Source organism: Treponema parvum (assembly GCF_017893965.1).
Lineage (GTDB): Bacteria > Spirochaetota > Spirochaetia > Treponematales > Treponemataceae > Treponema_D > Treponema_D parvum.
Map to the genome: position 1 here is coordinate 1,519,509 of NZ_CP054142.1, position 20,248 is coordinate 1,539,756.

19 protein-coding genes and 1 tRNA gene are annotated in these 20,248 nt (G+C 45.1%); 13 read left to right on the top strand and 7 right to left on the bottom strand.

Annotated features, from left to right (window positions below):
• Window positions 1–90 precede the first annotated feature (90 nt).
• From nrdD to HRQ91_RS06745, 6 genes are all read left to right on the top strand, one after another.
• Window positions 91–603, top strand: a complete 513-nt coding sequence (gene nrdD / locus HRQ91_RS06720) for an anaerobic ribonucleoside-triphosphate reductase (RefSeq protein ID WP_246473178.1) — start codon at window positions 91–93, stop codon at window positions 601–603.
• Window positions 604–687: 84 nt separating this feature from the next.
• A complete protein-coding gene (locus tag HRQ91_RS06725) occupies window positions 688–1,434 on the top strand; it encodes an anaerobic ribonucleoside-triphosphate reductase activating protein (RefSeq protein ID WP_246473179.1) in 747 nt (248 codons plus the stop codon).
• Between the two features lie 338 nt (window positions 1,435–1,772).
• Window positions 1,773–1,845: transfer RNA gene (locus HRQ91_RS06730), tRNA-Met, on the top strand.
• A gap of 109 nt (window positions 1,846–1,954) precedes the next feature.
• On the top strand, window positions 1,955–2,899 hold the full coding sequence (gene argF / locus HRQ91_RS06735) for an ornithine carbamoyltransferase (protein WP_210118852.1): 945 nt from the start codon (window positions 1,955–1,957) through the stop codon (window positions 2,897–2,899).
• 105 nt (window positions 2,900–3,004) lie between these two features.
• On the top strand, window positions 3,005–3,409 hold the full coding sequence (locus HRQ91_RS06740; RefSeq protein ID WP_210118853.1) for a hypothetical protein: 405 nt from the start codon (window positions 3,005–3,007) through the stop codon (window positions 3,407–3,409).
• A gap of 159 nt (window positions 3,410–3,568) precedes the next feature.
• Window positions 3,569–4,555, top strand: coding sequence for a DHH family phosphoesterase (locus tag HRQ91_RS06745; protein ID WP_210118854.1), 987 nt, complete (start codon window positions 3,569–3,571; stop codon window positions 4,553–4,555).
• 14 nt (window positions 4,556–4,569) lie between these two features.
• On the opposite strand, the gene HRQ91_RS06750 is transcribed toward HRQ91_RS06745, so the two are convergent.
• The 7 genes from HRQ91_RS06750 to HRQ91_RS06780 form a co-directional block, all read right to left on the bottom strand.
• Entirely contained in the window at window positions 4,570–5,721 is a 1,152-nt protein-coding gene (locus HRQ91_RS06750; RefSeq protein ID WP_210118855.1) for an N-acetylglucosamine-6-phosphate deacetylase, read from the bottom strand.
• A 12-nt stretch (window positions 5,722–5,733) separates the two neighbouring features.
• Window positions 5,734–6,495, bottom strand: a complete 762-nt coding sequence (locus tag HRQ91_RS06755) for a sugar isomerase domain-containing protein (protein ID WP_210118856.1) — start codon at window positions 6,493–6,495, stop codon at window positions 5,734–5,736.
• A gap of 20 nt (window positions 6,496–6,515) precedes the next feature.
• Window positions 6,516–7,769: a hypothetical protein gene (locus HRQ91_RS06760; RefSeq protein ID WP_210118857.1), complete on the bottom strand. Its 1,254-nt coding sequence runs from the start codon at window positions 7,767–7,769 to the stop codon at window positions 6,516–6,518.
• The gene (locus HRQ91_RS06765; protein WP_210118858.1) at window positions 7,766–9,004 is read right to left on the bottom strand and encodes an AGE family epimerase/isomerase; all 1,239 of its coding nucleotides are present in this window, start codon (window positions 9,002–9,004) and stop codon (window positions 7,766–7,768) included. The genes HRQ91_RS06760 and HRQ91_RS06765 overlap by 4 nt, the downstream gene beginning before the upstream one ends.
• Window positions 9,005–9,244: 240 nt before the next feature.
• Window positions 9,245–10,747, bottom strand: a complete 1,503-nt coding sequence (locus HRQ91_RS06770) for a sodium:solute symporter family protein (RefSeq protein WP_210118859.1) — start codon at window positions 10,745–10,747, stop codon at window positions 9,245–9,247.
• Window positions 10,748–10,889: 142 nt separating this feature from the next.
• Window positions 10,890–11,957: a LacI family DNA-binding transcriptional regulator gene (locus HRQ91_RS06775; protein WP_210118860.1), complete on the bottom strand. Its 1,068-nt coding sequence runs from the start codon at window positions 11,955–11,957 to the stop codon at window positions 10,890–10,892.
• A 66-nt stretch (window positions 11,958–12,023) separates the two neighbouring features.
• Window positions 12,024–12,440 (bottom strand): hypothetical protein, encoded by a 417-nt coding sequence (locus HRQ91_RS06780; RefSeq protein WP_210118861.1) that lies wholly within the window; start codon window positions 12,438–12,440, stop codon window positions 12,024–12,026.
• A gap of 417 nt (window positions 12,441–12,857) precedes the next feature.
• Between HRQ91_RS06780 and HRQ91_RS06785 the strand changes: the two genes are divergently transcribed.
• The 7 genes from HRQ91_RS06785 to HRQ91_RS06815 all read left to right on the top strand — a co-directional run bounded on the left by HRQ91_RS06785 (window position 12,858) and on the right by HRQ91_RS06815 (window position 20,241).
• Entirely contained in the window at window positions 12,858–13,919 is a 1,062-nt protein-coding gene (locus HRQ91_RS06785; protein WP_210118862.1) for a helix-turn-helix domain-containing protein, read from the top strand.
• Between the two features lie 244 nt (window positions 13,920–14,163).
• Window positions 14,164–14,835, top strand: a complete 672-nt coding sequence (locus HRQ91_RS06790; protein WP_210118863.1) for a non-canonical purine NTP pyrophosphatase — start codon at window positions 14,164–14,166, stop codon at window positions 14,833–14,835.
• Window positions 14,836–15,027: 192 nt separating this feature from the next.
• A complete protein-coding gene (locus HRQ91_RS06795; RefSeq protein WP_210118436.1) occupies window positions 15,028–15,888 on the top strand; it encodes a flagellin N-terminal helical domain-containing protein in 861 nt (286 codons plus the stop codon).
• A gap of 308 nt (window positions 15,889–16,196) precedes the next feature.
• On the top strand, window positions 16,197–17,051 hold the full coding sequence (locus HRQ91_RS06800; RefSeq protein ID WP_210118864.1) for a flagellin N-terminal helical domain-containing protein: 855 nt from the start codon (window positions 16,197–16,199) through the stop codon (window positions 17,049–17,051).
• 106 nt (window positions 17,052–17,157) lie between these two features.
• Entirely contained in the window at window positions 17,158–17,523 is a 366-nt protein-coding gene (locus HRQ91_RS06805; RefSeq protein ID WP_210118865.1) for a flagellar protein FlaG, read from the top strand.
• A 31-nt stretch (window positions 17,524–17,554) separates the two neighbouring features.
• Complete coding sequence (fliD, locus tag HRQ91_RS06810; protein WP_210118866.1) at window positions 17,555–19,627, top strand: flagellar filament capping protein FliD; 2,073 nt, start codon at window positions 17,555–17,557, stop codon at window positions 19,625–19,627.
• 20 nt (window positions 19,628–19,647) lie between these two features.
• Entirely contained in the window at window positions 19,648–20,241 is a 594-nt protein-coding gene (locus HRQ91_RS06815; protein ID WP_210118867.1) for a hypothetical protein, read from the top strand.
• Window positions 20,242–20,248 lie beyond the last annotated feature (7 nt).

Here is a 20,248-nt window from a genome sequence, read left to right on the forward strand (position 1 = left end):
ATCTGCTTGACCAAATCAAAAGATAACACTATATTTAGCGGCAGCTAAAAAAAACATTATTTTCTGTGGGAGGGAAATATGGAGAATACAATGAAAACACGCGATTTAGCTGAAGTGGACGCTGAAATAAAGGCTGCAAAAGAAGCTCTTAAAGATGTCCACGGCAAAGAAACGGAAGTTTATGCAAGAATAGTAGGTTATTACAGGGCTGTACGCAACTGGAATAAGGGAAAGACCGAAGAATTCAAACACCGAAAGATGTTTTCGGTAGACAATGTGCCGGAAGCGATAACGCAGGACGCAGCAGAAAAAGAAAAGGTTTCCGCGCCTGTTAAAGCGGTCGCAGGCGATTTGCATTACGATTTCTTTTTCCGTCAGACATGTCCTAACTGTCCGCCGGTTAAAGCATACGTGGCGGAACTCAGTGTTTCCGGAAAAAGCATCAATGTAGATACGAAAGAAGGTTTGGCACAAGCTGCGGCTAAGGGCGTATTTGCGGCACCCACAGTCATAGTCTATAACGAAAACAACGAAGAAGTTGCGCGGGCGCACAATGTTCAAGAGCTTTCCGCCATCTTCGAACCGGTCGCCCTTGCCGTCTGATTTTTTGATAGTCGGCAAATCGAGCCGATAGCCCTGCATGGCTCACCGCTCGGCAGGGCGGCCGCTCGACCTACCGAGCAGAAAATGCGGATTTCCGAAAAACAGCTGAACATGCCCGCAGGAGCTCTCATAAAAACAACGCTGGTGGATTATCCGGGGCGTGTGGCGTGTTCTTTTTTTCTTAAGGGCTGCAATATCCGCTGCCCGTATTGCTATAACAGAGCTTTGGTTTTGGAAGACGAAACGGACGGTTCTCTTGTTTCCGCAGAAACAGTGATAGCACATCTTGAAAAACGAAAAAACGTTTTGACAGGCTTTGTTTTAAGCGGTGGAGAACCGCTTTTAAATCCGCTTACGCCTTTTTTAATCGGTGAAGCAAGAAAAAAAGGTTACAAGATAAAACTTGACACGAACGGAACTCTTCCCGATCTGCTGGAAAAACTGGTTTCGGATCCGGCTCTAAAACCTGATTTTATAGCCATGGACATAAAGACTTCTCCGAATAAATACGCCGAACTCTTGTCGCCATGCAGCCGAGCGCTCGCAGAGACGATGGAAGATCGGCTGAAACAAAGCGTAAATATTATAGCGTCCTACCCCCCTACCCTTAGAGAATTCAGAACAGTTCTGGTTCCGCCTCTTGTTTCAGCTGAAGACATAAAAAACATGGGCGCATTGCTTCCCAAAGACGCTTCCTGGCAATTTGCGCAATTTAGAAATGAGAATTGCATAAATCCTTCGTACAATGAAATTACGCCTTATTCCGACAAGGAAATCGAAGACCTTGTAGGACAGGCGAAAGAGCTTATCGCAGGGGCTGCCTTGCGCTGAACGCTCGAAAACCCTCCGTCCTCTGCACGGCATGGATGCCGTGTCGGAATTTGGTCGCGTATTTTTGCTATGCAAAAATACGGTAGTGAGCGGTACACGGATGTAGAGCGAACGGTCACTGCTCGGATTTTCTTTTTTAGGTCTGAAGACGAAAAACGCCGGATGCGTTTTTCTTTTATACAACACGCTCGAAAATCCTACACGGATTTTCTTTTTTAGGTCTAAAGGCGAAAAACGCCGGATGCGTTTTTCTTTTATACAACACGCTCGAAAATCCTACACGGATTTTCGAGCTCTTGACACAAATCGTTTTTGTTTGATATATTCCAAATTAATATGGCGACATAGCTCAGTTGGTAGAGCATACGGCTCATATCCGTAGTGTCATAGGTTCAATCCCTATTGTCGCTAAAATGCCTGCGGAGTACCGCAGGTTTTTTTATTTGGCACATAAATAAAGGAAACCGATCAAACACGGAAGTTTTTGGTCAGCCCTTTTTTCTTGGAACGGGAGCAAAAAATGGAAGTCTTTAAAGCGCCGTTTAAAGGACGGTCGCTGCTGAATTGGACGGATTGGACTCCGGCGGAAATCAGCACGCTTCTTGATTTATCCGCGCAGGTCAAAGCGGAAGCGCACAGAGGCGAAATTCATCAACGCTTTTTAGGCAAAACTCTAGCCCTTATTTTTGAAAAGCGCTCCACGCGTACCAGATGTTCTTTTGAAACCGCGTTCGGGGAAGAAGGCGGACATCCGGTATTTTTATCTACGCAGGACATACAGCTCGGCGGAAAAGAGAGCATAGAGGACACAGCCCGCGTGCTCGGAAGGATGTTCAGCGCGATCGAATTCAGAGGCTTTAAACAGGAGTTCGCAAAACAGCTTGCAAAATATTCCGGAATTCCCGTAATAAACGGGCTCACAGACAGCTTTCATCCTACGCAGGTGTTGGCGGACGTTTTAACTCTAAAAGAAAATTTTAAAACAGTAAAAGGACTTAATCTGGCCTTCTGCGGCGACGGAAGAAGCAACGTCGCAAGAAGTCTCATGCTGATATGCGCAAAACTCGGCATAAATTTTGCGGTTTTCAGCCCTAAAGAATTGTTTCCGGACAAAGAGATTTTAAAAATTTCAGAGCCGTTCGCCACTTCTTCCGGAGCGAAAATTTCCGTAAGCGATGATATATCGGTTTTAAAAGGAGCGGATTGCATTTACACTGACGTATGGGTTTCTATGGGTGAAGAAGCTCTAAAAGACCAGCGGATAAAACTTTTGCATTCGTTTCAAGTAAACTCAAAACTCATGGCCGCTACGGAAAATAAAAACACGATATTCATGCATTGTCTTCCGGCGGTAAAGGGACAGGAAGTTACCGAAGAAGTTTTTGAAAGCGAAGCGAGCAAAGTGTGGGATGAAGCTGAAAACAGAAAACACACTATAAAGGCGATAATGCTTTCGATCATGTAAAATTTGTATTTTCTTCAAATATGGATATAATGTATACTTGATAGATATAAATAACAAAGCCCGTTTTCGGGCTGAATTAAAACGGTTTGCTTAAGGAGGCCTTGGATGAAAAAAAATATTATCTTCGCACTTTTCGTATTGCTTTTTGCAGCGTTTTACGCTTCCGCTGTAGAATGGCAGGAATCGTCTCTTTCATATACAAACACTCCCGTTTATCGCATACTGGACGCAAGCGACGTATATGTGGTTTCGTATGCGAAAGACGGCTTGAGCGTCGGTACTGTTACCATTCCTAAACGCTGGATAAAACGCGACGGGAAAAATCCTGCCAAATTATCGTTCAGAGGTCTTCCCGCAGGAATGAAATCATATATGACCGTGATTACAAAAGACAAGGCGTTTTACAAAGTTATGATTACCGCTCCTACGGATCACAGGCAATTGCCTTGGGGACAAGTCACCGACAGCAGCAAATTTCCGGACGACGGTAAAGACACATTGGAAATGTAAGCGCGCTTAAAAACACTACGATCTTTCCCATAAATTCAAAAGCTGACCAAAATATCAATTTTGGAGGCTGTTGAATTCGCGCATAATTTTAACGGCAAGGGCAGGTTAAAAGCATAATGCTTTAAGACCTGTCCTATATTTACTCATATCAGGGCAAACATGAAGATACTCACGGAAGAACAGATCCTTTTATTTAAAACTTTTATTCAAGAGCACGATTTTTTTTTAATCACAGGACACAAGGATCCCGACGGAGACGTGATCTCAAGCTGCCTTGGCATCGCGGCTATTATGGAAAAATCAGGAAAGCCGTATCAATTGCTTTCCGCAGGGCCGTTTAAACGTCAGGAAATCCGCAACAAAGAACCTCTATTTTCTCAAACCATGCGCTTTTTATCTCAGGACGAAAGGAATAAAACCGGCCTTATCATCGCCGACTGTTCGGAATTTTCAAGATTAGGCGAAATAGAAGGAGACTTAAAAGGACTCGATACGTTCATAATCGACCACCATAAGACATCCGGTCAACCGGACGGCTGTAAATCCATAATAGACCCGAGTTCTCCTGCTACGTCATGCATAATACAGATGCTCTACGAAGGTATCATAGGCAAGCTTGATAAGGCCGTTGCAAAGGAATTATTCTTCGGAATGTCAACGGATACGGGCTTTTTCAGATTTTTGACTGAGGATTCGGCGGAAGTATTCCGTGCGTCGGCGCGGCTCGTAGAAGCCGGAGCAAATCCCCGCAGCACTTACGAAGAAATCACAGGCGGCAAACCCTACCTTACAAGAAAGCTTCTAGGGAAGCTCTTGGAACAGACGGAAGTCTTTTGCGGCGGCAAGCTGATAGTAACCTATGAGACTATGGAGGATACAAGAAAATACGGCTCGGAAGGCCGCGATTCGGACATGCTTTATCAGCTGCTTTTGTCAACGGAAGGCGTCGAAGCAGTGGTTTTCGTAAGGCAAGAGACTGATAACACCTGTACGGCAGGCTTCCGGTCGAAGGACAAAATTGACGTAAGCGCAGTCGCCGCATCTTTCGGCGGCGGCGGCCACAAAAACGCTTCGGGAATGAGCGTAGAAGGCAAACTCAACACACTCATTCCTGAAATTTGCAAAAAATTCGCACGGATACTTTAATTCCGAGCAAGCCCCTACAGCACTTTTTCGCCGTCAAGATAAACGCAGGAAACTGTCAAGCCTTTCTTTTCTTCTTTCTCAAAGCACACAAAACTTGCCCTGCATCCGCGCGCTATTTTGACTTTCCGCTCGCAGCGATAAAACGCCGCCGGAATTTCCGATCCTTTCATCCACGCGTCCTTTAAGGAACAAATTCCGCTTTTAAAAAGGTGCTCCACACCGTGCAGAATGCTCTGCGCAGAACCGGCAAGAAGGCGGGGATCGCTCGTCATGCAAAGACGTCCGTTAGGCTCTAGCAGAACATTGCCGCCGATCGGCGTTTCGTACGTTCCCGGCTCCAACCCGCCGAACTGAGTGCTGTCGCTTATGATAAAAGAACGGCGTCTTTTTATTGCAAAGACCGTCTTCAGCACAGATTCCGGTAGATGAAATCCGTCGGCTATGCAGGAAAGCGTCAAACCCTCATTGCTTAATTCTTCCCACAAAAAATTCGGATGGCGGGGCACCGTAACCGGAACTCCGTTTCCGAAATGGGTAACAAGGCTCGCTCCGCTTGCAACGGCTTCGGCTACCTGTTCTTCGCTTGCCATAGTGTGACCGACGGATACTACGACGCCGAGCGCACTGACTTTTGAAATAAAAGAATATGCCTCCTCGCCCCACTCAGGTGAAACGGTAACGGCGGATATTTTTCCTTCTGCGGCATCATACCAACTTTTAAACATGTCGAAATCCGGCGCTCGAATATAACGCTTGTCGTGCGCGCCGCAGGCTCCGTCTTTGGGAGAAATGAATGGTCCTTCGATATGAATGCCGTGCGTCATTTTTCTTGCCAACGGGGCACGCTGCAAAAAAGAAGCGATTTCTTTGCAGCGTTTTAGAATTTGTTCGGGACTTGCGGTTATCACAGTCGGACAAAAAAGTCCGCACCCTTCTTTCAGCAAGGCGTATAAAGACTTTCGATACGCTTCTTCCGTCAGTTCGTCGGTTATATTAAAGTCGACACCGCTAAAGCCGTTAATTTGAGTATCGAACAGTACGGGCGCAATATTCGGATACGTTACGGAATTCTCCGGCTCCGCTTTTTCCACCGAAATAAAAACACCGTCTTTAATTTCCAGTTTCACAAGCGTGTCGGTTCCGTACATCCATCCGGTAAAAATCATAAAAACTTCTCCTTACAAACTCCGTATGGATTTTCTGAATTTATCGATAAAACGATTGTTCCATTCGTCGCCGCCGGGACAGTTGCCGCTGCGCCATACGGGGGGATTGATTCCCTCGTTTACGAGCATATTGATAGCTTCGATCATAATGCCGTTCATCACAAATGCGTTCGCATAAGTGCTGAGCGCGCCGATCTTTTGTTCAAAGCCGGGAATCTCGATCGTCGCATCTCCGAGTTTGATTTTGCAGTCGACCGAGCAGTCGGCGATTTCATGTAAATTTTTCTTCGACGGATGGCGCGCAGGATGATCTTTGGGGCAGGCGTTCGCATGGGCATGAGAACTGACGCCTATCACTTTCGCGCCGCGCGACTGTGCGGTTAAACACGCATCGATCGTCGCCGAATTGATTCCGTATGCATTGACGATTATAAGAAGATCGTCTTTTACGATCCCGTAATCTTCGATTACGATCTTACCGTAACCGGGAAGCCGTTCCGCAGCCATAGATTTTAAAGCGCCGTTCGAAAGCATGGTTTCTTGATTTAAAATAGCGCTTACATGCATTAAGCCGCCGGCGCGGAAAAACACTTCCATAGCGGCGAGATTAGAATGTCCGCCGGGGCCGAACACATACACGATTTTATCTTTTTTTACGTGGTCGGCTACCATCCGCGCCGCTTTTAGAATATTTTTTTCTTCGGTATCGTATATTTCATCGATAATATCGAATACTTCTTTACGATACAATTTTAAAACATCACCTTCCATCATTTTTTTACCTCCAAAAAATATTAATTATTAAAATTGTCCAATGCTTTGTTTATAAGATTCTCCGTTTTAAGGCTGTACGTTCCGCACAACGCAAAATAGAGAGCCGACCCCTGCGGCTCGTAACCTCCTTCGGCAATCTGTCTTTCGGTGCACAGATAACCGATCATACCGTTCGTGTAACAGACGCATAAACCGTTTTTATCTCTTTGCCGTACGGCCGATGCATACTGCTGCGACATTTCGGCGTTAAAAAAATACACAGGTGAGGAACCGAAGTCGACGCGCGTTATTTCAAGCGTTTCATAATCGCGGAAGTTTTTTTCTATAGCTTTTTTCGCCCATTCGCGTCTAGCTTCGTCCTCCGCCTTAAGTGCAAGGGATGCGACTTCGTCTTTTGAAAAATCCTGCACAAGCGGAAGTTTGATGCGCGTTTTACGCAGCTTAAGATATTCTTCAACCGGAGAGCTTTGCTTTTTCAAAATATCTTTACACACCTTAAAAAAATCATCCGCAAAGACCATAACTTTTTCAAAATCTATGGAAGTAAAGCGGTTCCCGAGCACGCTGTTAGGGCGCAAATCGGCCGTACAACCCTGCAAAAAAATCGAAATGCTTTTAGGATACGCCTCGTCGAAACGCCGCAAAACGACTCCCGCGTAATCGGGATGCACGCTGTTTCCGGCGGAAAGATTATTGTGACACGCGTAGTGAACGGCAAAACCTTTAGGCTTACCGTCGCTTTTTTTTGCAAACTCAAAAATCGTTAAGTTCGTATCGGCGGGTACTTCGTAGTTCGGGAGCATACTGATGCCCTCTTCCGTTTTTTTTCTGCGGTACACGTTCATAGCGCATTCGCCGTTAAACCGCCGTATCGAAACTTCTTCCAAATCACGCTCCGCTTCGGCGATTCCGTCCAGCACTTTTTGCAATAAAAACTCTACATAGCTTTCGGACGCTGTTTCAAGCAGCGGAGTGAATGCGCATCCCGTTCCGGGCCCTGAGTGATTGTGTGACGCCGTAAACAGCACTTCGTCTTCGGTTATGCCGAGCTTTCGCTCGAGCATAGGCCGCGCGACGTCGATAAAATCGGGATTCCACCACAACAGATCCGCATATACGATGACGACGCGGCGGGCGGGCGTCTGCCAATAGTGAACGCGTAAAAAAATATCTTCCGTGACACAGGTGAAATTCTCCGTTCTGCTCGCATAGCCGCATAATCTGAGCGGTATGTCCGGAGAAATCATTAATTTTGCAATGCCGAGCCGTATCATATGAGCTCCGTGATTTTTATAAAATTGCGTAAGATGTGAAACGGATCTTTTACCGGAAGCGCGACAAGTTTATCCACAGGTTTTCCGTCACGCGTGCGTATCTGAATCCATTCTCCAATTTCGGCATTCGGAAAGGTTTTAAAAATATAGTCGAAGCTCTGCTTGTATATTTTATTAAATTCCTCGTCGCCGGTAAGCTTATACAGCAAAATATACGTATACAGAATCTCGGAATGCGGCCACCAAAGTTTCATATCCCAAGTATCGGTTATGAGCTTTTCATACTGAGAGCCCGTCGACGTGCCGTGCGGTTTTCCTCCTTCAAAATCCACAAAACGGAACAGTCCGCCGTATTCCGAATCCCAGCCGAGTCGCCACGTTTGTTTTGCTGTTTTACAGATACGAGGAAGATATTTTTCAAGCGAACCGAAGGCCTGAAGAAATTCTATTTGGAACCAGATATCTTCGATCGTGTGACCGGGATTAATATGTCGATCGAGCAGCCGCTCTTCTTTGTCGGAAAAATCGGATATGAATTCATTTATGTAGCCATCTTCGTTCATAAGGCGGTCGAGCACAAACTTTACGTTCTTTTTTCCGAATTCGACCGCATCGTCGGAGGAAAGCCCGAACGCTTCAAGCATACGTATGTATTCGTACACCGTATTCGTAAGTATCATAGGAATTCCGTGCGGGCGATAGCCTTCGGGAATCGGATACGGTTCCGTTAAAAAATTATTCGTTTCTACTCGCCGTTTGATGCTTTCATAAAGCGCTTTTGACGTATCGATCGCTTCCTGTTTTTTCGACAGCATGGCGTACTGAGATGAACCTATGAGCGCAAAACAGTCGGCATAAATACTCGCGTCGAAGCGTCCGGTGCGTTCGTCTCTTATTCTTTTTCCGTCGCGTGTGAGAAGATAACAGCACGTTTTATCTTCCATGACGGAATGGGAATTAATGAAATTCCAAGTACCGTCCGCCCACGTTTCAAGCAACGAAGCGTCGACGTTCGGCAAGATCTTTTTTTTTGCAGAATCGCACAAGCGGCACAAAATCCACAGCCATCTTCCCTCGGACCACGTAAATTTATTATCGCTTATTTTTTTATCGCCGTAATTGTTAATACAGTTGAGTATTCCTCCGTTTTCGATATCTACGAATTTGCTCCAATAAGGCAAAAAATTATCTTGAATTTGATCTACATATATTTTTTTTTCGGCGGAATAATTCATTTATGTCTCCCCCTGTAACGAGACTTTCAATCGATTTTCGCTTAAAGGGTATCCGTCTTTTCGGATACGCAGGGCGAACCGGCAGGTTTCAGCTCACCCTGCCGATTCAGTTTTTCAATTTTAACCACTATACATCAAAAACTCGGGGCTGTCCAAAACTTCAGCTTTTTTCAATCTAAAATCGGGCTGCTTAAAAACAGGCTACTTTTGAAACAGCCCCGGCAGAAGAGCCAGGCGTCCTTACGCTTTTTCTCCGAGATGCTGCAGCATGGTTTCCACTTCATCGGGTACTTTTTTGCCGCTCGCCTTATTAGCAAATCCGACAACGCAGTACACAATAAAGGCGACGAGAGTCGGCATGACGAGCCCTAAATCCGGAGGCAGTTTTAAAGCTCCGGCCTTTGTGAGCACAAATACCAAAAATCCGCCGAGAGTCGAAAGGATTGCAGCCTTTCCGTCACAGTGTTTAAATGCGGGAAAGAGTCCAAGCAAAAGCGGAATAGCCGTCGGCCCGAGCAGAGCGGCAAACCATGAAAGGATCATTCCGGCGACGCCGCCGAATTTTTGATTGATTAAACCGATGATGACGGTAAGCGCCATAAAGACAAAGGTTGTAACACGCGCAAGGTGAAGCCCTTCTTTGCCTTCCTGATCGATATTCTTTTTGAAAATCGGAAGTATGTCGCGCGTGATAACCGCTGAAATCGTATTGCAGTCCGACGTACACATGGAAAGCGTATTCGCATACATCGCGGCGAGGGACAGACCTATTAATCCCGTCGGCAAAAATTTCTTGCTTAAAGCAGCGAATAAATTTTTCGCGGCTTCAGCCTGAGTCCATCCTGAAAACACGAGAGGTCCAAGCCACATAGGCGTAAAGACTACGAGAGGCCATACCAAATACAACAGTGCGGAAAGCAGCGCGCCTTTGTGGGCGTTTTTGTCGTCTTTGCTGGAAATAAAGCGCGTAGCCAAACTCCATGTACCGCCGTTATAGCTCAATAAAATGACGAAGAAATAAAACAGCGACCACGTGACGGATCCTTGTCCGCGTCCCGGATTAAAGATAGAAACATGCCCTGCCGGGAGCGATTGAAACGCTTGGAATAAACCGAGATTCATTTCATTCTTCAGGAAAATAAGCGTACCGACAAAGAGCACAATACCTCCGACGGTTTGAATTACCCACTGGGCAAAATCCGTCCACAAGTCGGCAATTAAACCGCCTACGGACATATAGTAAATTGAAACGAGTGCGGAACTCAATACGCCGACCCAAAACGGAATGCCGGTAAAACCTTGTACGAGAATTCCGATCGAAGCCCACTTTGCTCCTACATCGATAAGCTTGCTCACGATACCCGCAACAGCGACAACCACTTGAGAGGCCGTGTCATAGCGTTTTTTGAGATATTCCGTAGGAGACTGAATACCGAGGAATTTTCTCAGGCGAGGCCAGCGCGGTACGATAATTATAGAACCGAGGGCAACGGCGATCGCGATGCTCATGCCCCACCAAAAATAAATCTGCGTTCCCGTAGCATACGCGATTCCCGCGTACCCTACAAACACGACACCGGAATATCCGGTTACATGATGAGAAACTCCAGCCAGCCACCAAGGAACCTTACCGCCTGCGACATAAAAGTCTTCCGCATTTTTGACGTTCTTTTTGGAATGCAAACCGATCAAAACCATTCCGACAAGAAATGCGACGACCATACCGTAATCGACCCAACTCATTGTTCCTCCTTGAATCTTATCGTAAACAAGTTCCTATCTTGAAAACGATTCGATTCGTGCGCTTTCGCACATGACTTTTTTATTAAACTTAATAAATCGTTTATTTATTAAGCATCCGACACAGGTATCTGTCTTTTCATCCTTACCGCCTCACTTTGTGATGAATTTTACGTACCGATTCCCGTATGATTAATTTAGGCTCGAGCATTATCCGATTTACGGCGACCGGTTTATTTTCAATGCGGTTAAGCAAAATATCCGCCGCCAGCCGTCCCGTTTCCTCAGCCGATTGATCGATCGTCGTAAGAGAAGGCACGAACATTTCACCGAACGGAATATTGTCGCAGCCGACGACCGAAATATCGGACGGTACGCGAACGCCGTCTTTTTCGAATCTTTTTATCAATCCTATCGCCGTCATATCGTTTACGGCAAAAACGGCATCCGGCAGATAACGCCTATTCATGAGCAATTCGGCGGCGTATTGTCCGCGATAAAAGCCGTCGTCGAAGCAGTCTTTTTGCCGATCCAAAACGGCGATCAGGGCATTCTGCGACGAAAAGCGTCTTCTCCTTTCTTTAAAAGCCTTTTTATATCCTTCAAAAAGCCGCTTTCGGCTGAACCTGTCGAGCGGACCGGATACGAAAACTATATCCTTATGCCCTTCATCGAACAAAAACTGTGCGGCCTTATATCCTGCGTCAAGAAAATCGAAACTGACGCTGTCGATTGCTGCATAGGCATACGGCTGATCGAACAGCACAAAGGGCACGGGGAGAGCTCGCAGAGTTCTGAGAAAAGCGCCGGCAAGATGTATGCTCGACAAAAGAAGGCCTGCAACCTGTTTTCGTTGGAATATATCCAAATGCTTCGTTTCCAGCTGAAATTGATTTTGCGATGAACAGATGATCGGCATGTAGCCGCGATCGAAGCATTCGCGTTCCACCGCAGACACCAGTTCGGCGTAAAAAGGGTTGGAAAGCGACGGAATGATAACGCCGATTTCTCTGCTGGTTCCGCCTCTGAGCAGTTGCCCGAAAACATTCGGCTTGTAGCGCATGCCGACGGCGATCCTCTCTATTTCTTTGCGGACTTCACGGTTTACAGGATAATCGGAACCGCTTAAAACGCGCGACACCGTAGCAGAAGAGACGCCCGCTCTTTTTGCGATATCGGAAATAGTCGTTTTCTTTTTCGATTTATCCTGCATATCTTACACCATAGCAAACGTTTACTATATGTTAATTCCGTTTTTTCGATTTGTCAACGATTATTTTTATTTTAATTTATTACTCTGCAATGAATTAGAACAAAAAAAACAAAACGGCAGCGAAATAAAGTTTAAAAAGTATGTAAAAAATTCGATTTTTATCCCCAAAGCATAGAATAATATTTCTATGCCGCCGCAGCACAGGATCGCCGCAACGCCATCACACAGTTTTGCGTCGCGCAGGGGAACCGCATTGTTGTCGCAAGAGTTTGTTCCCAGCGGTTCCGCGTCGCGCAGTTTTATGTTCTGAGCGTTTACCCTTGCGGTTCTGTGCCGCCATAAGATTCCGCGGAATTCCGCCTGAAAATCCCGTCGAAAAACTTCACATTCCTGCAAAATGCAGGAATGTGAAATAATTTGCTTACAAGCAGCCTTATGCTGCATGCCCCGGCCATCTTCTATCTCTCTTTTACGGTTTTCCACATGGCACGCTTTTTGCTAAACACCGCTTGCCGCACAAGCGGAATTTTTATTTATCATGGAGGAATGATAAAAAGCTTCGTCTGAAATATCGCCGTCGCTGAAGTCCGGAGACGAAAAACGCCGACGCGTTTTTCTTTTATGGGAGACACTTGCGATTTCTGCGCGGGGAACTTCGCGCTTTGCGCTCGTTGCAAGTCGCGCATTGCTCGAAATCGCAGCGTTCTTATCTCGAGTTTGAGCGGATGTTTGCGGAAGATATGTATACGTATTGTTTTGATGAAAATCGAATGAATACGATACACCTTATTTCACAAACTCGATTATTTATTGCGCTTTCTCAACTGATGTTTGCGAAAGCGCCGAAAAAACTTTTTCGGAAATTGAAATTTCCTGCAAAAGTTTTTATGGGAGGAAAATATGGATTGGAACGAGATTGACAGCCTTCCCTGTAAGATCAACGGAGGCCTTTTAAGTTATGAAGATGCGGTGTGGAAACTGCTTACGGACGTTTATAAAAATCCTCACCGCTTTACAGGACGCTACCTTGGCGAGGATACGAAAAGCGATTTTGTAATTAACATTCAGCCTAAAATAAAAAAGCTCATCGCTCGTTACAATCCGGACACATGCCCTTTTTCCGCATACTTTACAAATTACGTGTCCAATGCGTTTTATTCGTGGCAGAGAAGCCGGATAAAAGAAAGCTACGGCATGGAAGTTTTGGATTCAAGCTCAATACAGTTATATGAAGACTCCTGCATAAAATATGCCGAACAGGAATATTCAGGATTATACGAAGCGGCTTCGCCTGCGCAAACATATTCTGCAGAAAAGCCCGCAAAACTCACGAAGATTTCGCAAGGCAAATATAATCCGAATAAAATCGACGAAGCTTTTCAGTTAAAAAAAATCAATATGCCGCTTCGGGATTTGCCGCCGTCGGGGGACTTGTCGTCAACGAAGTATGCGGCCGGAGGAAATAAACTTTTATTGAAATGGCCTCAAAAGTCTTTTAATCAAAAAAAGATGATGATAATCGCCTTAAAAGCCTGTTACTATATACACGACACTCAACTTCCGGAACTGAGCGCCGTATGCGGCTGCACGCAGGATTTTTTAGAAGAAAAACTCAGCTTGCTGAGGGATTCTCTATATAAAAAAGCGGAAATCAGGGAGAACTTTATCCGCAGGCGCGATAACGCATATTTTTTTCATAAAAAATACGCCATTGAAATTCAAAAACTTGAAAACGGCAGTCCCTTGCAAAAAGAAGCGTATAAAAAATATCTGCACCACACAGCCTGCTGGAAACTCAAAAACCGTATGCTTCGAAACAACCGCTACAAAGTATGCCCGAGCAATAAGATGATCGCCGACATGATAGGCATTTCGGAAAGGCAGGTAAGCTATTACATAGCCGCGGCAAAATACGGATGTGATTCGCTTACCGACATAGTAAAACGGAGAGGGCGCGGATAAAAGGTTTCAAGCTAAAACTGGACATAAAAAAAATTTTTCTATAATATGAATGTCGAGTTTTGAAAGTAAGACATAATAACTTTCGGCGAGAACACCGTCCGCTTAGCCGCGGTCGAGCTTTTAGGGTAGAATTCTGTAAGCATAACGCTCGAAGCGTCACGCGGCCGGAACCTCGCCTTGAATATCTAGTTTTCAAAACACGTCATTTTGCCGTTTTATTGAACAACAAAAGATTTGGAAAAAAATGAAAATTTATCTTGCCACGGGAAACCTGAACAAAAAAAAAGAAATGTCCGAAATCCTTACGGACTTTACGGTTGTCATCCCTTCCGACGAAGGCATTAATTTCGATCCTGAAGAAACGGGCACGACTTTTTATGAAAACAGCCTGATAAAGGCGCGCGCGCTGTGGGAAATAGTTCGCTGTCCTGTGATTGCGGACGATTCGGGCATATGCGTAGACGCTTTAAACGGGATACCGGGAGTATATTCTTCCAGGTACGCCGGCCCGGATTTTCCGTGCGGAAGGCCCGACAAGACAAAAATACCTCAAGCGGAACAGAACAGGCTTCTAATAGAACAGACAAACGAGGCTCTAAAAATTCCAAACGGCAAACTGCACGGCGAGAACGGGCATTTCGACAAGTCGTACGACGAGCGTTCATGCCGTTACGTTTGCTCGATGGTTCTGTTTTTGTCAAAAGACCGATTTTTCGTAGCGCAAGAAACCATGGAAGGCAGCCTTGTAAAAGACATATCCGAATCGGCAGGAACCGGCGGCTTCGGCTACGATCCCATATTCTTTCTACCCCAATACGGCTGTACTGCGGCGGAACTTACGGCAGAACAAAAAAACGCAATTTCGCATCGCGGTAAGGCCGTGCAAGCCGTAAAAAAAATATTCCCCTTATTTTAGAAAAAATAAAAATTTAATGTTAAAGTTTTTCCTCCTTCTTTCCGACAATAAACAAGAATAACTATGCGGTAAAATTTTAGATAATTTTCAGCAATTATTCACGTGAAAATGCGTCGATTAAACAATCGTAAAACACTTTCACAAAGACGGCATGGACGCCGTTTTATAAACATATTCCAAGGAGGAATATCTATGGTCATCAATCACAACATGTCAGCGCTGTATGCTAACCGTCAGTTAGGAATTACAGGTCTTGGTCTTGCAAAAGACATGGAAAAATTGTCTTCAGGCGAAAGGATAAACCGCGCCGGCGACGATGCTTCAGGTCTTGCAGTTTCGGAAAAAATGCGCAGTCAAATCCGCGGTTTAAATCAAGCTGCACAGAATGCTCAAAACGGGATCAGTTTTATTCAGACGACGGAAGGCTATCTTCAGGAAACAACGGACATAATGCAGCGTATCCGTGAACTTGCAGTACAAGCTTCAAACGGTATTTATTCCGACGAAGACCGCATGCAGATTCAGGTCGAAGTATCCGCTCTCGTTTCTGAAGTTGACCGCATAGCAAGTTCCGCGCAGTTTAACGGAATGAATATGCTGACAGGACGTTTTGCACGGCCTACGGGAGAGAACGCAGTTACCGCATCAATGTGGTTCCACATAGGATCCAATATGGATCAGCGCATGCAAATGTTCATCGGTACAATGACAGCAGACGCACTGGGAATCCGTGAAATAGGTACTGAAAGAAAAATCTCTCTGCAGGAGCCGGATGAGGCCAACCGCGTAATAGGAACTATTGATGAAGCTCTCAAGCGCATCAATAAACAGCGTGCAGATCTGGGCGCATACCAGAACCGTATGGAAATGACCGTCAAAGGCTTGAATGTTTCTGCAGAAAACCTGCAGGCTTCCGAATCCCGCATACGCGATACGGACATGGCTCGCCAGATGGTCGAATTCACAAAGAATTCCGTATTGCAGCAGGCAGGCACTGCCATGCTGGCACAGGCAAACACACAGTCACAGAATGTCTTGTCATTGCTGAGATAGTGTACTATAATCTTCTTGGGTATTTGGCAGGAATTGCAAATACCCAAGAGAGCGCGGTGTTTCTTCAAAAGCTTTTCTTAAACTTATCACCGTAACTATTGATTTTTTAACGTGTTTTCAGACACGTTTTGTTCTTTGAAATTTTATCCTTTATGTGCTTGTGGCCGCAGAGATCGTAATCTGTTTTAACGGTTTACGATCTCTGCGGTAAGGGTCTGAAACTGTTCCGGGGGCGCGATAACCGGAGCAGCCCGCACACGCAGAAACCGAAACAAGATGCTTCGGTTTTTTAACATGGAGGGTATAACATGGTTATTAATCACAATATGAGTGCTATGTATGCTAACCGCACCTTAGGCGTTTCATACAACGAGATTTCGGGCAACATAGAAAAACTCAGCTCCGGTGAGAAAATTAATAGAGCCGGCGACGACGCTTCTGGGCTTGCAGTATCCGAAAAGATGCGCAGCCAGATCCGCGGTTTGAACCAGGCAAGTCGGAACATCTCCAACGGTGTTTCTTTTATTCAGGCAACGGAAGGATATTTGCAGGAAACTACAGATATTCTTCAGAGAATACGAGAGCTTGCCGTTCAATCTGCAAACGGTATTTATTCCGATGAAGACCGCATGCAAATTCAGGTGGAAGTATCACAGCTTGTATCTGAAGTAGACCGCATAGCAAGTCAGGCTCAATTTAACGGAATGAATATTCTTACGGGAAGTTTTGCTTCCGATTCGGCTTCCGGCCGGATCATGCAGTTCCAAATCGGAGCAAATGTGGATCAGAATGCGCGTGTTTTCATCGGTACTATGACGGCACAGGCTTTAGGGCTTAAAGGCGTTCAGGGTGCTGACGGCGGAATAAGCATTTCGACACCGGATATGGCCAATATGGCGATCAATTCCGTAGACCAGGCTTTGCTGATAGTTTCAAAACAGCGAGCCGACCTCGGTGCATATCAGAATCGCTTTGAAATGGCTGCAAACGGCGTAAACGTAGCTGCCGAAAATCTTCAGGCGGCCGAATCGCTTATCCGTGACACTGACATGGCTTCTGAAATGGTAAATTTTGCAAAAAACCAGATTCTCACACAATCCGGTACTGCAATGCTCGCACAGGCAAATTCCCAGTCACAGAGTGTACTGGCTTTGCTGAGATAAATCGTAAAGCGGTTAAAGAAACTTCTGGATGTCGTTTTTTTGACAGCAATACGTGGACCAGATGGGTGCGCCCCCATCCGGTTCTTCTTTCAGGAGGAAAGAGCCCATGAATACAATAAGTAACATAGGGCAAAGTTTGGCAAAGGAAGGCCGTATAAACTATAATCCTGCATCGATCGCAAAGGCAATGCCTATAGAAAACATTACGGTCGGAGCTTCAAAAGTTATCGACAATATTGTCGAAAACAATGCCAACATAGAAAAAGACGTCCAGCAGCTTCAAAGGCTGTCGGATATGGTTATGGGACGCAAGCTGCAATTCAACGTAAACAATGAATTGGGCAGCGTCATTATTAAGATAGTAGATCCTAATACGGAGCAAGTTATTAAGGAGATACCGTCTGCAGATATACAAAAACTTAAAATCAGAATCAGAAAAGCCATAGGGCTTTTATTTGATGAAATGATTTAAGTGCGTTCTGGCTGCAGAAAAAGACTAAACTATGGCCGGAATAAACATACCTGGTATATCGGATCAGTATAAGACAAACGATCTTGTAGAAAGCCTTATGAAAGTCGAGAGGATCCCTCTTACAAGAGAGAAGGAGAATCTCGACAATTATAAGGAACAGCAAAGCGCATGGCGGAGCGTTAATTCCGACATGTCTTCTCTGCGCAGCAGCGTAAAATCGCTGTATTCCTTCGATAATCCCTTTAACAATAAACTCACGTCCTCCACCGATGAATATGCAGTAACGGCAACTGCGAATCGCGACGCGGAATACGAATCGTTTAAAATCGATGTGATCGCTCCCGCTACGGCCGACAGGTTTATGTCTTCCGAAATCGCTAAAGACTACATAGTTCCCGGCGGAAAATACACGTTTACGGTAAACGATAAAAAAATTTCTTTTAAATGGAACGGAGGAAAAATTTCGGACTTTGTTTCTTCACTGAACAAAAGAGGAAACTCCGTTATAAAGGCCGATACGGTAGGCATGAACAACGGCAAAATTTCGCTTTTAATAGAGTCCCTAAAAACAGGCGCGGTAAATCATTTGGAATTTAACGACGACGCCTTAAAATTTGCAAAATCCGTAAACATAATAGGACCTGTAAAACCCGAAGCTACGCTGTTCGGAAAGCAAAACAACGAACTGAAAGATGTGGGAACATTGAACGTGCCGCTCGAAGAGCAGGAAGGTTTGCCCGATATTTCAAACAAAAAAGTTTACGCGGGCGAAAAAGGAACTACGGTTCCTCCCCGAAGCGGATTTTCCGTAGAGCTTCCTCAAAAATTTAAAGCCGATTCAGTCATCGCTTTTACAGTGGAAACGACGCCCGTAGTCGATGTTACAATCGAAATAAATGAAAATTTAAGCAGACCTTCACTGCCCGACGCAGGCGAAGCGGAATTTCAAGGTATTACGGTGCAAAATGAACCGTCAGAGACCGCCCTGCCCTCTCCGGAGTTTAAGGGCCCTATAGAGCCCGTGGAAAACCGAAATTTCGTATATGTTCGTCTTGCAGACGGAACCGAGCGGCTTGCCGACAAAATATCCTTATCCACCGATGAAAACACCGGTTTGTTGTCCGTTTCGTTAAATTCTGCAGATTATCAGGGCGTAGAAGCCATCGTGATACGAAACAGAAATACGGGACAGGAACTTATCGTTTCGCCGTTTTCAGTCTATGAGCGCAAAACCGCATCCGGTTTTGCGCCTTTAAACGCGGTTTCTACTGCAGGGGATGCGGAAATAAAATATGAGGGAATAACCATCCGCAGAGCGGAAAATTCCATTGACGACGTAGTTCCCAACGTCACCCTCAACATAAAAAATCCGACAAAGGAAACTGCGATTATCACCGTAAAACCCGACAAAGATGCTGCAAAAAACGCGCTCATAGAGTTCGTAGGCAAATACAATAAGACTATAGCCGACATAAACATACTTTCACAAAACAAGCCTGAAATAATCGACGAGTTGGAATATCTGACGGACAGCGAAAAAGAAGAAAAACAAAAACGGCTCGGCCTATTTTTCAGCGATTTTTCGCTTGCAAACGTTAAAAACCAACTGCAGACTATAATTTCTTCTCAGTACAGGTACTCCGAAACGGCGGAAATCACTATGCTGGATCAGATCGGCATTTCAACAAACGCAGCGGGCGGCGCTACCGGTTATTCTCCGGGAAGGCTCCGCGGTTACCTTGAAATCGACGAAAAAAAATTGGACAACAATATCGAAAACAATCTTGAATCGATAAAAAGCATTTTCGGCTACGATACGGACGGCGACCTCATAGTCGACTCGGGCATAGGCTACGCTTTAGACCGTCAACTTACCGCTTACGTACAATCCGGCGGCATACTCGCAAATAAAACAAGTTCGCTCGACAGACAAATAAAATCCTCCGAAACAAAGATCGCCCGCCTTGAAACTCAATTAAACGCAAAGGAATCGGAGTTAAAGCAAAAATACGGACAGATGGAAAGCTCTCTAAACAGCCTTGAAAATCAGCAGCGGAGCATATCAAATTTTTCGAATAGTATGAACAAAAACAGATCTCAATAGAGTAAATAAAGGCAGGTAAAATGGATTTTTATATAAACGGCAAATTGATCGACGTGACTCTTGAAGACGAAAAGACGGTGGGAGACGTTTTACGCTCCTTTGCAAAAACCTGCGAAGAAAACAAGGCCGCCACGGTAGCGATAAACCTTGACGGCAAAAATATTCCGGCGGAAAATTTTGACGAAATCGCCGTGCAGCCTTTAAAACCCGATACGAGACTTGAATTAACCGTAATTTCAGAATATGATGTTATAGAATCTTTATCGTCTTTAAAAAAGCCGTTCACAGACATGCAAAAGGACATAATGGAAATTCCTGTGCTCTTGCAAAAGGGAGAAGATCCTAAAGCGCATAAGATAATAACCGCGCTTGCAGACCTAATAGATCAATTTTGCCACGCGGCAAGTTTTTCCGCCCTTTTTCCGGAGAGATTTAAGGTGTTTAAGATCGGTACGAAAACTCTGCAAGATTTTTTTGAAGATTTCTCTAAAATTTTAGGCGATTTTAAAAATGCACTTGAAGCGAAAGACACCGTCACGATAGGGGATATTGCGGAATATGAAATTTGTCCAAGGATCGCAGATATGGCGGAAGCCTTGAGCGCAATTCAATAGGAGCCAC

What these genes read in the sequence shown, in the direction of transcription:
- nrdD (WP_246473178.1), top strand. Translation starts at nt 91, where the DNA reads ATGAAAACACGCGATTTAGCTGAAGTGGACGCTGAAATAAAGGCTGCA.
- HRQ91_RS06725 (WP_246473179.1), top strand. Translation starts at nt 688, where the DNA reads ATGCGGATTTCCGAAAAACAGCTGAACATGCCCGCAGGAGCTCTCATA.
- argF (WP_210118852.1), top strand. Translation starts at nt 1,955, where the DNA reads ATGGAAGTCTTTAAAGCGCCGTTTAAAGGACGGTCGCTGCTGAATTGG.
- HRQ91_RS06740 (WP_210118853.1), top strand. Translation starts at nt 3,005, where the DNA reads ATGAAAAAAAATATTATCTTCGCACTTTTCGTATTGCTTTTTGCAGCG.
- HRQ91_RS06745 (WP_210118854.1), top strand. Translation starts at nt 3,569, where the DNA reads ATGAAGATACTCACGGAAGAACAGATCCTTTTATTTAAAACTTTTATT.
- HRQ91_RS06750 (WP_210118855.1), bottom strand. Translation starts at nt 5,721, where the DNA reads ATGATTTTTACCGGATGGATGTACGGAACCGACACGCTTGTGAAACTG.
- HRQ91_RS06755 (WP_210118856.1), bottom strand. Translation starts at nt 6,495, where the DNA reads ATGATGGAAGGTGATGTTTTAAAATTGTATCGTAAAGAAGTATTCGAT.
- HRQ91_RS06760 (WP_210118857.1), bottom strand. Translation starts at nt 7,769, where the DNA reads ATGATACGGCTCGGCATTGCAAAATTAATGATTTCTCCGGACATACCG.
- HRQ91_RS06765 (WP_210118858.1), bottom strand. Translation starts at nt 9,004, where the DNA reads ATGAATTATTCCGCCGAAAAAAAAATATATGTAGATCAAATTCAAGAT.
- HRQ91_RS06770 (WP_210118859.1), bottom strand. Translation starts at nt 10,747, where the DNA reads ATGAGTTGGGTCGATTACGGTATGGTCGTCGCATTTCTTGTCGGAATG.
- HRQ91_RS06775 (WP_210118860.1), bottom strand. Translation starts at nt 11,957, where the DNA reads ATGCAGGATAAATCGAAAAAGAAAACGACTATTTCCGATATCGCAAAA.
- HRQ91_RS06785 (WP_210118862.1), top strand. Translation starts at nt 12,858, where the DNA reads ATGGATTGGAACGAGATTGACAGCCTTCCCTGTAAGATCAACGGAGGC.
- HRQ91_RS06790 (WP_210118863.1), top strand. Translation starts at nt 14,164, where the DNA reads ATGAAAATTTATCTTGCCACGGGAAACCTGAACAAAAAAAAAGAAATG.
- HRQ91_RS06795 (WP_210118436.1), top strand. Translation starts at nt 15,028, where the DNA reads ATGGTCATCAATCACAACATGTCAGCGCTGTATGCTAACCGTCAGTTA.
- HRQ91_RS06800 (WP_210118864.1), top strand. Translation starts at nt 16,197, where the DNA reads ATGGTTATTAATCACAATATGAGTGCTATGTATGCTAACCGCACCTTA.
- HRQ91_RS06805 (WP_210118865.1), top strand. Translation starts at nt 17,158, where the DNA reads ATGAATACAATAAGTAACATAGGGCAAAGTTTGGCAAAGGAAGGCCGT.
- fliD (WP_210118866.1), top strand. Translation starts at nt 17,555, where the DNA reads ATGGCCGGAATAAACATACCTGGTATATCGGATCAGTATAAGACAAAC.
- HRQ91_RS06815 (WP_210118867.1), top strand. Translation starts at nt 19,648, where the DNA reads ATGGATTTTTATATAAACGGCAAATTGATCGACGTGACTCTTGAAGAC.